This is a genomic window from Halobellus sp. GM3 (genome assembly GCF_052545375.1).
Genome location: NZ_JBQWLT010000004.1, coordinates 253,375 through 267,923, shown reverse-complemented (window position 1 = coordinate 267,923; position 14,549 = coordinate 253,375). Strand labels below are relative to the sequence as shown.

The window sequence follows — 14,549 nt, the reverse complement described above, 5'->3', positions numbered from 1 at the left end:
CAGGGGTGCGATCACGTGTCTCGGCGAGTGGGCGCCTCCGTTACACCGACCGGTATGGGCCGAGACGCGTCCCGTCGAGCAGGTACGCCTCGGTCGCTTCCGCCACGAGCGCGCCGGGGAGGAACGGCGCGAGAAACCCCTGCCCCTCGACGTTCACCCACGTCCCGCCGGAGCGGTCGTTGAACGCCGGAAAGACCACCAGTTCGGGATCACGCCACTCTAAGTCCTCCACGGCGACACCGAGGTGGTCGGCGAACGGCTCCGGGCGCAGGGGGCCGCGGAGCCACGCGCGCTCCTTCCGCCCGCCGCCGACGCTGTCTTCGAGTCTGACGGCGGGGTGCTCGTGTCCGATGCAGATTACGTCGCTCTCGACGACCTCTCGTGAGGGCCACGTGTGTCCGTGGACGAACCCCACTTGCCCCAGTCGGACGCCGCAGCTGTCGGTGATGACGAACCGCGCTGGGTCCGTGGAGGCGAACCGCTCGCCGACGCCGCCGTCGTGGTTCCCGCGCACGAGCGTCAGCGGCACCCGGTCGAGTATCGCATCGACGAGGGCGTCGAGTTCCTCGGCCTCCGAGCCCTCCGGACCGCCGATGCGGTGGCCCAGATCGCCGAGAACGACCAACCGGTCCGGGTCGACGCGGTCGAGAAGCCCGAGGAGTCGAACCCGACGGACGGCCGCGTTGCTGTCGAGTTCGACGCCGCGCTCGTACCGGAGCGCGTCCTCGATGCCCGCGTGGTAGTCGGCGACGACGAGGGCCGCCTCGCCGTCGAGACGCGCGACCGCGGCGGGCTCGCCCGGGACGGGATCGACGAGCGGGTTCGAGGCGCGAGCGGGGGATCCGCCGTCGGCCGCTCTCGCCGCCCCTCTCGCGCCGGACTCATCCATCGCGCGTCAGATCGCCTTGAGCGTCCCTTCCGCGGGCTCGTAGCACTGTCCGTCCATCAGCGCGTCTTGGATGGCGTCCTCCACGTCGTCGGGGTCGACGCCGTGCTCGTCGACGACCGCCGCGACGACCGCCTCCCGGTCGGCCCCGTCGCCGTCGTCGAGGTCGGCCATCACCGAGACGGCGGCGTCTTCGAGGTCGGTGTCGGCAGACCCGTCGTCGGCAGACCCGTCGTCGGCCGACTCGTCGCCGGCCGCGTCCGGTTCGGGGTCAGCGCCCGATTCGGAATCCGTTCGCGCGCCCGACCCGCTCGCCGACGCCGCTGGATCCGCGCCCGTCCCGTCGGTCGACCCGTCGCCGGTCGGTTCGGGGTCGGCAGCCGATTCGAGGTCGTCGACGTCAGGAACGTCGATGTCGGCCTCGCCGGGCTCGCCGACCTCGTTGCCGGTCGTGAACTCCGTGCCGTACTCGGCTTCGATCTCCGCGCGCTCCTCCTCGTCGAGCTCGTACATCTCGTCCTCGTCGACGTCGGCGGCCGTTTGGCCCCCCCCGTCGACGTCACCCTCGGCGGGCGCTTCGCTCGCCGACGGCTCGCTGTCCGTGTCGTCCGCGGCCGCGTCGCCGGCTGTATCGCTCACGTCGTCCACCGCGGCGTCGTCGGAGCCGAAGTCGCCGAGGCCGTCGGACGCGCCTGCGGCGGAGTCGTCCGAGTCGCCCGCAGCCGCCGAGTCCTCGATGTCGGCCGAACCGCCCACGGGCGCCGAGTCGTCGGAAGCGACCTCGGCGCCGGCTGACGACTCCGACGCACCGACCGCGGAAGCGTCGCTATCGTCGGGCTCTGTCGCAGACGAGTCCGCGACGGCGTCGTCTGCTGTCACCTCGCCGGCGTCGTCTGCTGTCACCTCGCCGGCGTCATCTGCTGTCACTTCGTCGGCGTCATCTGCTGTCACTTCGTCGGCGTCATCTGCTGTCACTTCGTCAGCGTCGTCTGCTGTCACTTCGTCGGCGTTGTTCGCTGTCGACGCGTCGGGAGAGACCGACGCGACGGCGTCGCCCAGGGCCGCAGACGCCGCGGCGACCACCGGAAGCGCCCCGAGTTCGTCCGGTCCCGGCTCGTCGGGAGCAACGCCCGGCGCCTCGACGGTGTCCCGCTCGCCCGCGACGAGTTCGAGCGCCTGCACGGCCATCCGGCGGACCGCTTCGAGGTAGTGTTCCGTGGGCCCGTAGTGGTCGATTGCGAGCGCGACGCCCGCCGCGAGCGCGGCGTCGACGCCGCCGGATTCGAGGGCCGCCCGGAGGTCCTCGCCACGAACGTCCAGCTCCAGCGCGGCGGCGGTCGTCGCGACCCGTTCGAGCGTCGCCTCGGCGGCGGCGACGACCCAGCGGTCGCGGGTGTCGGCGTCGACCTCGTTGATGCTCTCGGGCCTGACCGACGAGAAGACCCGATCGGAGTCCTCGGGCTGGTACGTCCGCGCCTTGCCGGTCAGCGAGACGAAACACGGCGGCGACGCGCGTTCGAGGAAGGACGCGGCGTCGGGCTGATACGGCCCCGCGTAGGTGACGAACACCCCGGTCGGGTCGGCGATCCGCCCGCGGAGCGCGTCCTCGTTGACGTCCTCGACCGCGGTGAGCGCGCCGACGGCGAACAGCCGGTTCGCGCGCGCGCCGGTGGGCGTCACCACGTAGTTCGGCGCGCGCTCCTCGTCGCCCTCGGAGTACGACAGCGTCGCGTCGTCGAACTCCGCGGCGAAGACGCGGCGGGCGACCTCGCGGCCCTGCACGGCGTCGCTCATCCGCGCACCTCCGAGAGCAGCGCGGTCGCGCGCGCTGTCGGGTCGTCGGTCGAGCGCTCGAACTCGCTCGCTTCGAGGCTCGCCCCGTAGTCGTCGACCGAGAGGTTGCCCCGGACGCGGTACTCGCGGCCGACGACCACTTCGCGGATCGCGTCGGCGACGACCTCCTTGTCCATCGCCTCGCGGGCGGCTTCCATCGCCTCGTCCATCGTGCCGCCGTAGAGCTCTTCGGTCAGATCTCGGTCCAGTACCGCCGTCACCGTCCCGGTGCCGTCGTCGACGATCGCCTTCACGCGCATATCGTCCTCGCCGTCGACGTCGCCGTGGACGCGACACTGGCCGTTCTGGAGCACGCGGCCGCACTCGCCGCAGCGCTCGATGAGCCCCGACCCGTCCCGGACTTCGAGGACGTTCCCGACGAGTTCGACGTCGAAGAGGCCGCCGGAGGCGACCGCCTCGGCGACGCCCATCCGCGGGGCCTCGTCGTCGACCTCGATCTCGCGCGCCAGCGGCGTGACAGTCGTGAACTCCGTGAGGTTCACCTGGGGCACGCCACGGAACTCCCGGACGTACACCTCCTCGAAGCGGAGCGTGCTGTCCTCGCGGAGTTCGGGACGCGCCTCCCAGTCGGTGAACGGGAGCCGGCCGGTCTCGTCGGCGACGACGCCCGACCGGATCGTCGTCTCGCCGTTTCGGCCGTCGATGACCCGCTCTTCGGACTCCAAAATCCGTACCTCGACGTTGCGCCCGCGGTCGCCCGCCCGGAGGTCCACGAGGTCGGAGTCGCCGCCGACCTCGTAGGGCACCTCGACGGGCGTGGTCTCGATGGCGACCGTCGAGGACTGCCCGACGTTCAGCTCAGGTTCCCCCTCCCACTCGCGAACCCCGACGTTGCCGACGGTGAGCGAGTCGCCGGGCTCGAAGCCGAAGTCCTCCCACGCGGTGTAGGATATCCGTCCGGTCTCGTCGGCGAACTCCCCCTCGCGGATCACCTGTTCCTCCCCCTGATAGCGGATCGACCGGCGGCCCACGGAGAGGACTCGGACCGTCACTGTGACGTTGCCATCGGCGGTCGTGATGTCGGCGACGTCCTTCGCGGTCGGGGCGGCGTCGCCACCGCCCTCCTCGCCGTGCTTGCGGCGGATGCTCTGTTTGGCCTCGTCGATCGGTACACTGTACGACAGTAGGTTCTCCAAGTCGGATTTGACCTCCGCTTTGTCAACACCGAGGGCGGAGGCGAGCTCCTCGGCGTGATCGTCTACGTCCATCGTCAGTGTCTCTACAGCCGCATAGGTTAAAAAAGGGCGGCCGGGGGACGAGGCGGTGATGCACGCGGAGGCGCCGCTCGTCCGATTGCGCGACGGCCCGGGGATCAGCGCGCGTCGTCGATCTCGCGAGAGACGTACATCACGAGCGCCAGCGGCACGCCGAGCACGAGCGCGACGGTGAGCCCGCCGTAGGCGGCGAATCCGACCGGCGTCGCCGGAAACGGGACGACGAAGAGAAACCGCGGCGGCCGGAGGTTCTCGACGAACGCCCCCGTCATCAGGCCGGCGGCGGCCGCGACGGCCACGAGGGCGACGTACAGCACCAGCACGAAGCGGTGGCCGCTGCGTCCGAGACGGTCGTGCCCGGGGTCGCGTCTCGCCCCGCCGTCGTCGACCGAGTTGTTCCCGCTGTCGCTAACTGAGTTGTTCTGTCCGTCGTCGACTGTGTTCTCGCCGTCGTCGACCACGCTGTCACCGCTCCCGGCTGCGCGGTTAGCGGCCGTTGGGTCCACTGTTTCGGACCCGCTCGGAGCGTCGGCGTCGCTGTCGCGTCCGGTCACGCGTCGACGTGGGAACCGAGAGCGGTTAAGCGGTCCGTTCGAGTCGACCGCGACGCGCCGGCCCCGCGTCTCGAACGAGGCACGTCGGGCGCCGGACCGACGCACCTTTGATCGTCGGCGGCGAATCGCGTCCATGAGCGACCGAGATCTCCTCGCCGTCGTCCTGGGATCGATCGCCGTGTTGATGTTCGTGACGGGGATCGCTCTCGCGATCTGATCGAACGGAAAACCGAGCGGGTCGATCCGAGAAACCGGAACTTCGAGAACGGTCTAGGCGTCGCGGTCGGGGCGGCCGCCGTCGGGCAGCGCGGTCTCGTCGTCCGCCTCGCCGCCGTCGGCGATCGCCGTCTGGAGCTTCTTCTCGTACCAGTCCCACTCGCTCGTGTAGAGATCCGACTCGCGGAGGTTCCACGGGTCACCGTCCTCGACGGCCGGCCCCTCGAGCCACGAGGAGACGAAGTTCCACACGAAGATGATCTGGCCGACGAGCAGGATGAGCGCGCCGACCGTCGTGAGCTGGTGCAGCGTCGCGAACTCCGGGAGATACGTCGCGTATCGCCGGGGCATCCCGCCGTATCCGAGCAGGATCATCGCGAAGAACGTGAGGTTCGTCCCGACCATCGAGAGCCAGAAGTGCGCCTTCCCGAGCGTGCGCTGGTACATCCGACCGGTGTAGAGCGGGAACCAGTAGTACAGCCCCGCGAAGCCGGCGAAGACGATCGCGCCCATGATGACGTAGTGGAAGTGTCCCACGACGTAGTAGGTGTCGTGGAGGATCAGATCAACCGGTATCGACGCGAGGAACACGCCCGTGACGCCGCCGATGATGAAGTTGGCGACGAAGCCGACGCAGAAGAGCATCGGCGTCGTGAGCCTGATGTGGCCGTTCCACATCGTCGTGATCCAGTTGAACGTCTTCACGGCGCTGGGGATCGCGATGGCCAGCGAGATGGCCATGAACGAGGCGCTGAGTCGCGGGTCCATCCCGGTCGCGAACATGTGGTGCGCCCACACGCCGAACGAGAGGACGCCGATCGCGAGCGTCGAGTAGACGACGAACTTGAATCCGAACAGCCGGCGTCCCGAAAACCGCGGGAGGACGTAGCTGACGATTCCCATCGGCGGCAACACCAGAATGTAGACTTCGGGGTGACCGAAGAACCAGAACAGGTGCTGCCACAGCATCGCGCCGCCCTCGCCGGTGAAGAACGTCGTGCCGAAGTTGCGGTCGAAGAGCAGCATCACCATCGCGCTGCCGAGCAGCGGGAACGCGAAGAGGATGAGCCCCGACTGGGTGAGGACCGTCCACGAGAAGATGTCGAGATTCGCCCACGAGACCTCCTCGCCGCGCTCGGTGAAGATGGTCGCGATGAAGTTGATCGCGCCCATCGTCGCGGAGACACCCGTGAGGTGCAGGCCGAGCAGCATCAGATCGACGCCGGCGTTCGCTTGGTTGCCCGCGCCGGCGCCCGTGGAGAGCGGCGTGTACATCGTCCAGGCCGTCTGCGCCGGGATGAGATCCGGGATCGGGAAGAAGCCCGCCCAGATGAGAATCGCGCCCGGTGGGAGCAGCCAGAAGGCGATGGCGTTGATCCGCGGGAACGCCATGTCGTCGGCGCCGATCAAAAGCGGGATCAGGTAGTTCGAGAACGCGGCGATGATCGGCGTCCCGAACAGGAACAGCATCGTGATGCCGTGACTCGTCATCAGCGAGTTGTAGAACGTGTTCGAGAGGAGCGTCATCCCCGGGTCCAGCAGTTCGAGCCGCATCACCACGACCATCAGTCCCCCGACGGCGAACGCGAGGAGCGCGTACGCGCCGTAGAGGATGCCGATGTCCTTGTGGTCGACTGTCGTCAGCCAGCGAATGACGCCGGACGGCTTCTCTTCTGAAACGTGACTGTCCCCCTGCCCGTAGCCCCCGCCGCCCGCGACGGGCGTGTACGAGCGCCAGTTTTCGACCCGCGCGAGCCACGCGGCGACGGCCACGAGGAAGAGCCCCATAAGGACCGTCAGTGCTAACTGTCCGTTGACCTCCATAGAAACGAGTGAGGATCGGAAGGTAATGAAAGGTTCGGGATGCCCCGACGGCGGCGGTTTCTACGCGGTCGAATTGCGACGGCTCACGCCGATCACGTGGCCGACATACCGAACCGAGAGACCGCGAAAATCACGCGTCGCGTTCGTCGTCCCCGTCGTCGGTGGCAGCCTCGTCCGCGTCGGCGCCCTCGGCTGCATCCCCTGCATCGTCCTCATCAGTGTCCGCTGCGTCGTCCTCGTCCGCGTCGGTATCGCCACCCTCGGCGTCCTCGACGGCTTTCGGCTCCGCGTCCGCGTCGCCCGCCTCCGAGTCCGACTCGTGTTCGAGCGGTTCCGCGCCTTCGACGCTCGCTTGGCCGGGGAGGTAGACCTCGCCGGTCATCTCGCTCCCGGCGACAGCCTGGCCGGCGAAGTACGTCAGGACCGCGAGGAGCACGAACGGCACGACGAGCAGTCCGAACTGGATCGACGACGCCATCGGGTCCATCCCGAACGGGGAGATCACCGCGAACGCGACGATGAAGAAGGCGATGATGAAAAGCGGGACCACGTTCACGGTGAGGTCCAACAGGGTATCCCGATCGAATATCTTGTTCGCCATACGTGGTTCTTCCGGCGGGGAATCAAATAGGTTGTTGGTTCGGCTCGGTCAGTACGCCGGCTCGGGACCCCGGCTGAACAACGAGCCCACCGCGCCCGCGGCAACGAGAATCACCGCGGCGGCGACGATAGCGAGCCCCCGGTCCGGGAGGTCGAGACCGGTGAACAGAAACGCCAGCCCGAGCGCGAACAGCGGGACGGAGACGACGGCCATCGCGCGCCACGGCGTCCGCGCGTAGCCCGATTCGGTGGCCATCCCCGCGACGCTCCCACCGAACAGGAGCAGCCCGCCCACGGCGAGCGGAAACAGGCCGAAGAGAATGCCGACCTCCGCGATCGGGATTCCGAGCGCGACGAAGACCGGCCACGGGCTCGCCATCCGATACTGCTCCGAAAGCCCCGGTTCAGCGTCCATTGTCGGCTGTACGTAGCGAGGCGTACAAAGGGCTTCGATCTTTCGCCCGCGGACGGGGGCGGCCGATCGGCGGCCGCAACGCGCGCTCGGAAAGAACACCTTTTTCGACGCAGATAGCTGAACGGAGAACGATGGGACTGGAGGAAGAGATCGAGGAACTCCGCGAGGAAATCTCGAACACGCCGTACAACAAATCGACCGAGCAGCACATCGGCCGGTTGAAGGCGAAGCTCGCGGAGAAAAAGGAGAAACTCGAGAACCAGTCCGGAAGCGGGGGCGGCCACGGATACGCGGTCGAGAAGACGGGCGATGTGACCGTCGCGCTCGTCGGGTTTCCCAGCGTCGGTAAATCCACGCTGATAAACGCCCTCACAAACGCCGACAGCGAAGTCGGCGAGTACGAGTTCACGACGCTCGACGTGAACCCGGGGATGCTGAAGTACAACGGCGCGAACATCCAGATCCTCGACGTGCCGGGGCTCATCGAGGGGGCCGCCGGCGGGCGCGGCGGCGGTAAGGAGGTCCTCTCGGTCGTTCGGACGGCGGATCTGGTGGTCTTTCTCCTCTCGGTCTTCGAGATCGAGCGCTACGAGCGCCTCCGGGAGGAGCTGTACAACAACAAGATCCGGCTGGACACGTCGCCGCCGAACCTCACGATCTCGAAGCGCGGGAAGGGTGGAATCCGGGTGACGACGTCGGACGACGTCGCCCTCGACGACGACACGATCGCCGGCATCCTCCGCGAACACGGCTACGTCAACGCCGACGTGACCGTCCGCGGCGACATCACGATCGACGAACTCATCGACGGCATCATGGACAACCGCGTCTATCTGCCGTCGATCGTCGCCGTCAACAAGGCGGATCTCATCGACCGCGACTACCTCCCGACCGTCGAGGAGAACCTCCGCGAGGTCGGCGTCGATCCCGACGAGGCGGTCTTCATCAGCGCCGAGGCCGAGAAGGGGCTCGACGCGCTCAAAGAGAAGCTCTGGGAGGCGATCGGGCTCATCCGAGTGTACATGGACAAGCCCGGCCGCGGCGTCGACTACGAGGAGCCGCTGGTGCTCTTGGATGGCGAAAACACCGTCGAGGACGCGCTGCGAAAGCTCGGGGGCACGCTCGACGAGCGGTTCCGCTTCGCCCGCGTCACCGGACCGAGCGCCAAGCACGACGAACAGCAGGTCGGTCGCGATCACGAACTACGGGACGAGGACGTGATGCGCGTCGTCTCCCGGAAATAGGGTGTCGCGCTCGTCGCCCTCGAACGCGTCGCGGCCGCGGTCGTCGGCCCGAACGGTTCTCGTGCTCTCGAGCCTGCTGGCCGTCCCGTGGTCCGTGCAGACGTACGCGGGCGGGACGATCGGCGACGCGACGTTCCTGTTCGCGTGGGGGCTGCTGGCTGTCGACCCGCTCTCGGTGACGACGACCGCCGAGTTCCTGTTCGCACACACGCGCGGACTCCCGGAGTACATCCTCGCGTGGCCGCTCTCGTCGCTGCTGTACGGCCTCGCGCTCGTGAGCGCCGTCGCGGGCTGGCGGGCGGGACGGGAGGACCCCCGCGTCACCGCCGGCCTGCTCGTCGTCGCCGCCGTCGCGCAGGCGCGACTCGCGTGGGGATTCTCCGTTCAGCCGACCCGTACCGCGTGGCCAGTCGGGGCGGTCGCGTTGCTGGCGGCGACGTGGGTGTGCTACGGGCCGGTCGTCCGGGCGCAGTTGGGGCTAGACGGCTGACCGCGGTCCGGCATCCTTTTTCGGACGGCGACCGTTTCATCGGGTATGTCCGGAGTACTCGATCACGTGATGCTGCGCGTCGAGGACCTCGAGGAATCGCTCGACTGGTACGCGACGCACCTGAACTACGAGGAGAAGGGTCGCTGGGAGGCCGACACGTTCACCAACGTCTATCTCGGCCCCGAGGAGAGCCACCAAGAGGGCGCGATGCTCGAACTCACGTACAACCACGACGACCGGGCCTACGAGATGGGCGACGCGTGGGGCCACATCGCCGTACGCGTCCCTGAGGGCGAACTCGAAGAGTACTACCAACAGCTGATGGACGAGGGCGTCGGCGACTACCGCGACCCCGCATCCTGCGGCGGCCGCTACGCCTTCGTGAAGGACCCCGACGGCCACGAGATCGAGATCGTCCAGCGCGACCCCGACCTGCCGACGTGGAGCCTCGATCACACGATGATCCGCGTCGAGGACGCCGACGAGGCGCTCGGGTTCTGGACGCGGAAGTTCGAGTACGAACACACCCGCCGCTGGGAGTCCGACACCTTCGCGAACTACTTCATGAAGCCTCGCGGCGCCTCCGACGCCGCGATGACCGTCGAGCTCACGTACAACTATGACGGCCGCTCGTACACGATGGGCGACGCGTGGGGGCATCTCTGCGTCCGCGCCGACGACCTCCACGACTACTGGGAGACGTTGCTGGAGCGCGAGGCCGAAGGCTACCGCGACCCCGCGTCCTGCGACGACCGCTACGCCTTCACGAAGGACCAAGACGGCCACGAGATCGAGATTCTCGAACGCTGATACGGCCGACCACGGCTGTCTCAGTGTATTCGCTCCCCCGTGGTGGTGGACTATTTCACAGACTCGTGTCCGGCAGTGCGATTCGAGGTCGCTGCCGGGGCGAGTCCCGGAGTCGATACCGGGGCCGCCGCGACGCAGTCGGTTGGCCGCCACGGACGCACGGAACGGCAAGGGATTTATTCGTCTGCGTCCTTCGCTGACCTATGCCCGGCCTGCTCTCCGATACGCTCGCGTGGGTCGTCATCCTGACGTTCGTCGTCGGAGCGCTCTCACGGGACCGAAACGAGTCGATCGCGCGGTACGCCACCGTCGCCGCGTGGGTCGGCTTCGCGGTCTTCTGGCTCCAGCTCGTCCCGCACTTCGCGTTCGTCCACAAGAGCTACGTCGAGGGGATCCTCTCGGTCGCCGCGGTCCCGGCGTCGCTGTACACCGGGTACCTGCTTTGGGGCGGCCGGGACTCGCTGTTCGTCCTCTCGCGGGCGGTCGCGGCGATGGGGATTATCTACCTCCCGTTCGAGACGATCCCGGCGTTCACGCTGCTCGGCCTCGCCGTGCCGGCTCCCCGCGGCGTGCTAATGGAAGTCGTCGCCGCCCAGACCGGCTTTCTCGTGAACGCGCTCGGCTATCACCCCGAGGTGATCGTCGGCGAGCAGGGTCATCTGAACACGTTCCTCTTCTACGACGGCGACCACCGCCTGACCGTCTCGGTCGTCCTCGCCTGCACCGGCCTCGGGAGCATCGCGATCTTCGCGGGGCTGATCAGCGCGGTCGAAGCGCCCCTCGGGAGGAAACTCCGCGCGATGGCCATCGCGGTCCCGATCATCTACGCGCTGAACCTCCTGCGGACGACGTTCATCACGATCGCCTTCGGTCGGCAGTACATGCAGTGGTTCGTCGACGAGATCCTCTTTCTGTTCGGCTCGACGGACCCGTATATGGTCTCGTTTTTCATTTCCGATCGGATCATCAGCCAGGTGCTCGCGGTGGTCGTCCTCGTGGGTATCACGTACCTCGTGGTCCGTGAACTGCCGGAGCTATTGACGGTCATCGAGGACGTCCTCTACATGGTCACCGGCGACGAACACGACCTCGAATCGGCGCTCGGACTCGACCGACCGGGCGTCTGATACCGGTCTGGCACTGGTTTGGTCACGATGAACCGGTGATCGTCACCAACGGAGTGGTCGATCACCGGGACGAGCCGAGAACACGCAGTATGAGTCGCTCTCGGGCCCGCGTCGACACCGACACAGACACCGACGCCGATAGCGACGTCGATGCCGATGCCGACGCCGGAGCGTTCATATTCACCGACGGCGTCATATCAGTCGATGATTCCAGCGAGGGTGACCCGGACGTTCGACCGGGCTCGAGACGAACTGGAATCCGCGTTCCTCGAGGACCACTCCTCCCACGAGGTGGCGATGAGCTTCAGCATCGGCCTGTTCATCACCGCGCTGCCGACGCTCGGCACGGGCCTTCTGATGTTCGCCGTGCTCGTGTATCTGTTCAGACAGCTGAGCAAGATCGCGATGCTGGCGTCCGTGATCGTGTTGAACCCGTTCGTCAAGTGGGGCGTGTACGCGAGCAGTTACTGGCTGGGACAGCGCCTGCTCGGCCCGATCCCGGGAATCTCCTTCGACGGGGACGTCCTCGCCGCGGGGCCGGACGTGCTCCTCCGCCTGTGGGTCGGTAACCTCATCCTCGCCGTGCTCTTCGCTTCCGTCGGCTACGTGATCGCTCACCGCCTCGTCATCGATTTCCGCCAGCGACCCGATCTGCTGTGACGGTCGTACGGAGACGTCGAAGCCGGGCGACGACAGCAGAACGGGACCGCCGGACCCGGAAGTCGCCGGCCGTTTTTCGCCGCGGTCAGCGCTCGTACGCCGCCAGAACGTCGGCCGACGCACCGCCCAGCGTCGCGAGCGCCTCGGACTCGACGTGGTGGAGGTCGCCGGGGACCACGAGCAGGTGCAGCGGATCGCCGAAGTCTCGCGCGGCCAGCGCCGAGAACCGATCTGCCGCGACGAGCGGGTCGGGGCTCCCGGCGCGCGCGACGACGACGCCGAGGGCGTCCGTCCAGTCCGCGGCGAGCATCTCCGCGGCGACGTCGGCGGTCATATACTCGCCGCGGTCGGCCTTGATGTCGAGATAGACCACGGTGTGCAGCCCGCGCTCGCGGTTCGCCTCGATCGATTCGACGACGCTCTTCGGCACCCCGTCGGCGCCGTGCGCGTACGGGAACGGCAGCGTGACGGCCTTCCCGAAGCGGTAGTTCTGCAGCCCCGTGAGACCGCTGGCCGCGGTCTGCGCGGTGACGCCGTGGATCACTCGCGTCTCAATGCCGCGCTCGATCGCGCGGAGTCGCAGGTCGACGTGCGTCGTCGAGATCATCGTGTCGCCGGCGGTGAGGAACGCGACGTGTTCGTCCTCGGCGGCGTCGAGAACGTCCTCGGGGTGCTGTTCGATCCCGGCCCGGTCCCGGACGTCGATATCGATGTCGTGGTACGCGGCGAGGTCGTCGACGGTCGCGCCGACGAGGTGGCTCGTGTAGAACTCGGCGACGGCCCGGTCGGCGTCGGCGAGCGCCTCCCGCCCCTCGACGGTGATCGAGCGCTCGTCGTACAGGCCGAGACCGATGAAGGTGAGCATACGCTGTGCTGGACGGCCGTCGGGTATAAATCGCGTGAAAGGAAGCGTCTCGGTTCCGGGCGTCACTCGGCGTCGTACAGCCCCAGATCCGCCGCCACGGCGTCGGCCAGCGCGTCCGCGAGAACGGGGTCGACCCGCGCGATGTCCTCGCCGTCGTGGCGCTGCTCGTTGTGCCTCTCGATCGATTCCCGGAGGGTCGAAAGCGGCACCCGAGAGGTCGTCTCGCACGCCTCACAGACGATCGGGACTGTCGGCTCGTCCGCGTCCTCGTCAGCCATACACGACACTCTCACGACAGGTGTGAAAACAGATCCGATTTCCGGGAGGGGCGACGGTCACCGGGACGTGACAGGCGGCGCGAGCGCGATGATCCAGGCACCGAACATCACGACGCCGCCGAGTTCCGGGAGCGCCAGTCCCGGACCCGGACGCACACCGCCGAACCACGCGATCCACCCGAGGAAGTGCAGCCCGGCCAACGCGAGCGCGAGCCGCCCGGACGCCGTCTCTCGGCGGCGCCAGCCGTCGGCTGTCACGGTGGCCGTCGCGAGCACGAAGAAGGCGACCGCGACCGGAAAATGCGGCGCGGTGCCCGCGGGAAAGATCCCGACGAGCGCCATCGCGGCGATCGAGAGCAGATAGCCGACAGCGACCGTCGGATCGTCCTCCCGGAGCGCGAGCGCGTACGCACCGCCGACGATCCCGCCGGCGACGAGGCCGCCGTTGAAAAGCAGTGCTGTCTCGGGGGCCACACCGAGATCAGAGAGCGCGCTGTCGGTCCAAGAGAACGTGGACGATCGAAGCGTCGCGGCGAAAACCGCGCCCGCAGCGACGACCGCACCGGCCGGCCCGGCGTGACGAGCCTCGCGCATCTGCGGTGGATTCGTGTGCGTGACCGCTGTCGACGACGTCGATCAGGCGCCGACTTCCGCGCCGACGTAGAGGACGACGACGACGAACACCCAGACGACGTCGACGAAGTGCCAGTACATCGAGGCGGTGCTGACCGAGACGTGACGCGCGGCGGAGTACTGCCCGAAGAGCGCCCGGACGAAGACGATACCGAGGAGTACCGCGCCGAGGCTGACGTGGAGCCCGTGCAGGCCGGTGAGGCCGAAAAAGGCCGACGCGAAGAACCCGGAGGTGAGCGTGAAGCCCTCGTGGACGATGAACTCGTAGTACTCGTAGACCTGCCCGCCGATGAAGATGACGCCGAGAAGCAGCGTCACCGCGAGCCCCCCGAGGAACTTCCCGCGGTCGTCGTTCCGAATGGCGACGTGCGCGTAGTGGAGCGTGACCGACGACAGGATCAAGATCAGCGTGTTCCCGATGACGAGCGACGTCGTCAGGTTGGGAACGCCGACGAAGATCGATCCCCAGTCGCCCGCGCGGATGTAGAAGTAGTAGGCGAACAGTCCGCCGAACGTCGCGAGTTCGGAGCCGAGGAACGCGAGCATCCCCCAGCGGAGTTTGTTCGCGCTCTGCGTGTCGGCCTCGCGCGACCAGAACTTGATCACGAAGGCGTGATACACCCAGCCGTACAGTCCGACGAGGAAGATTCCCACCGTCGCGACGAGCGCTGCGGGGCCGGCGATCGGGCTGACGATCGCGCCGTCGCCGCGGCCGAGGATGTACAGCGCGGCCGCGACGTAGACGCCCGCCGCACCGATCGCGGTGACGAACGGCCACCAGCTCGCCTCGCCGAATCCGCGGGGCCAGTCCTCGACAGCGGGGAGGTGGTGTCCGTGGTCGTCGTGTGCTTCTTCGGTACCCATAGGCGGGGATTGCGA

Annotated in this window: 15 protein-coding genes and 1 pseudogene; 5 read left to right on the top strand and 11 right to left on the bottom strand. The window is 67.9% G+C overall.

Annotated elements, in window-relative coordinates:
* Nucleotides 1–40: 40 nt before the first annotated feature.
* The 7 genes and pseudogenes from ACT3HL_RS08740 to ACT3HL_RS08710 all read right to left on the bottom strand — a co-directional run bounded on the left by ACT3HL_RS08740 (nucleotide 41) and on the right by ACT3HL_RS08710 (nucleotide 7,563).
* Nucleotides 41–889: a metallophosphoesterase gene (locus tag ACT3HL_RS08740; RefSeq protein ID WP_445086441.1), complete on the bottom strand. Its 849-nt coding sequence runs from the start codon at nucleotides 887–889 to the stop codon at nucleotides 41–43.
* A 6-nt stretch (nucleotides 890–895) separates the two neighbouring features.
* Nucleotides 896–2,680, bottom strand: coding sequence for a hypothetical protein (locus ACT3HL_RS08735; protein WP_445086440.1), 1,785 nt, complete (start codon nucleotides 2,678–2,680; stop codon nucleotides 896–898).
* On the bottom strand, nucleotides 2,677–3,948 hold the full coding sequence (locus ACT3HL_RS08730; protein WP_445086439.1) for a Single-stranded DNA binding protein: 1,272 nt from the start codon (nucleotides 3,946–3,948) through the stop codon (nucleotides 2,677–2,679). Before ACT3HL_RS08730 ends, ACT3HL_RS08735 begins: the two co-directional genes overlap by 4 nt.
* Nucleotides 3,949–4,052: 104 nt before the next feature.
* A pseudogene (locus tag ACT3HL_RS08725) lies at nucleotides 4,053–4,289 on the bottom strand (DUF7520 family protein); the annotation flags it as partial.
* 489 nt (nucleotides 4,290–4,778) lie between these two features.
* Nucleotides 4,779–6,548, bottom strand: a complete 1,770-nt coding sequence (locus ACT3HL_RS08720) for a cbb3-type cytochrome c oxidase subunit I (RefSeq protein WP_445086438.1) — start codon at nucleotides 6,546–6,548, stop codon at nucleotides 4,779–4,781.
* A 130-nt stretch (nucleotides 6,549–6,678) separates the two neighbouring features.
* Nucleotides 6,679–7,149 carry a DUF6684 family protein gene (locus ACT3HL_RS08715; protein WP_445086437.1) on the bottom strand — a complete coding sequence of 157 codons (471 nt, stop codon included), beginning with the start codon at nucleotides 7,147–7,149 and terminating at the stop codon, nucleotides 6,679–6,681.
* 48 nt (nucleotides 7,150–7,197) lie between these two features.
* Nucleotides 7,198–7,563: a DUF7541 family protein gene (locus tag ACT3HL_RS08710; protein WP_445086436.1), complete on the bottom strand. Its 366-nt coding sequence runs from the start codon at nucleotides 7,561–7,563 to the stop codon at nucleotides 7,198–7,200.
* Between the two features lie 131 nt (nucleotides 7,564–7,694).
* On the opposite strand from ACT3HL_RS08710, the gene ACT3HL_RS08705 reads away from it, so the two are divergent.
* The 5 genes from ACT3HL_RS08705 to ACT3HL_RS08685 all read left to right on the top strand — a co-directional run bounded on the left by ACT3HL_RS08705 (nucleotide 7,695) and on the right by ACT3HL_RS08685 (nucleotide 11,894).
* Nucleotides 7,695–8,807 carry a GTPase gene (locus tag ACT3HL_RS08705; protein ID WP_445086435.1) on the top strand — a complete coding sequence of 371 codons (1,113 nt, stop codon included), beginning with the start codon at nucleotides 7,695–7,697 and terminating at the stop codon, nucleotides 8,805–8,807.
* 1 nt (nucleotide 8,808) lies between these two features.
* Nucleotides 8,809–9,297: a TIGR04206 family protein gene (locus ACT3HL_RS08700; RefSeq protein ID WP_445086434.1), complete on the top strand. Its 489-nt coding sequence runs from the start codon at nucleotides 8,809–8,811 to the stop codon at nucleotides 9,295–9,297.
* A gap of 45 nt (nucleotides 9,298–9,342) precedes the next feature.
* On the top strand, nucleotides 9,343–10,107 hold the full coding sequence (locus ACT3HL_RS08695; RefSeq protein WP_445086433.1) for a VOC family protein: 765 nt from the start codon (nucleotides 9,343–9,345) through the stop codon (nucleotides 10,105–10,107).
* Nucleotides 10,108–10,310: 203 nt separating this feature from the next.
* Complete coding sequence (artA, locus tag ACT3HL_RS08690) at nucleotides 10,311–11,234, top strand: archaeosortase A (RefSeq protein WP_445086432.1); 924 nt, start codon at nucleotides 10,311–10,313, stop codon at nucleotides 11,232–11,234.
* A gap of 204 nt (nucleotides 11,235–11,438) precedes the next feature.
* Nucleotides 11,439–11,894: a DUF2062 domain-containing protein gene (locus ACT3HL_RS08685; RefSeq protein WP_445086431.1), complete on the top strand. Its 456-nt coding sequence runs from the start codon at nucleotides 11,439–11,441 to the stop codon at nucleotides 11,892–11,894.
* An 85-nt stretch (nucleotides 11,895–11,979) separates the two neighbouring features.
* On the opposite strand, the gene dph5 is transcribed toward ACT3HL_RS08685, so the two are convergent.
* From dph5 to ACT3HL_RS08665, 4 genes are all read right to left on the bottom strand, one after another.
* Nucleotides 11,980–12,759, bottom strand: a complete 780-nt coding sequence (gene dph5 / locus ACT3HL_RS08680; RefSeq protein ID WP_445086430.1) for a diphthine synthase — start codon at nucleotides 12,757–12,759, stop codon at nucleotides 11,980–11,982.
* Nucleotides 12,760–12,821: 62 nt separating this feature from the next.
* Nucleotides 12,822–13,037 carry a hypothetical protein gene (locus ACT3HL_RS08675; protein ID WP_445086429.1) on the bottom strand — a complete coding sequence of 72 codons (216 nt, stop codon included), beginning with the start codon at nucleotides 13,035–13,037 and terminating at the stop codon, nucleotides 12,822–12,824.
* A gap of 57 nt (nucleotides 13,038–13,094) precedes the next feature.
* Nucleotides 13,095–13,631, bottom strand: coding sequence for a DUF998 domain-containing protein (locus tag ACT3HL_RS08670; protein WP_445086428.1), 537 nt, complete (start codon nucleotides 13,629–13,631; stop codon nucleotides 13,095–13,097).
* A gap of 42 nt (nucleotides 13,632–13,673) precedes the next feature.
* Nucleotides 13,674–14,534, bottom strand: coding sequence for a cytochrome c oxidase subunit 3 (locus ACT3HL_RS08665; RefSeq protein ID WP_445086427.1), 861 nt, complete (start codon nucleotides 14,532–14,534; stop codon nucleotides 13,674–13,676).
* Between the last annotated feature and the right edge of the window lie 15 nt (nucleotides 14,535–14,549).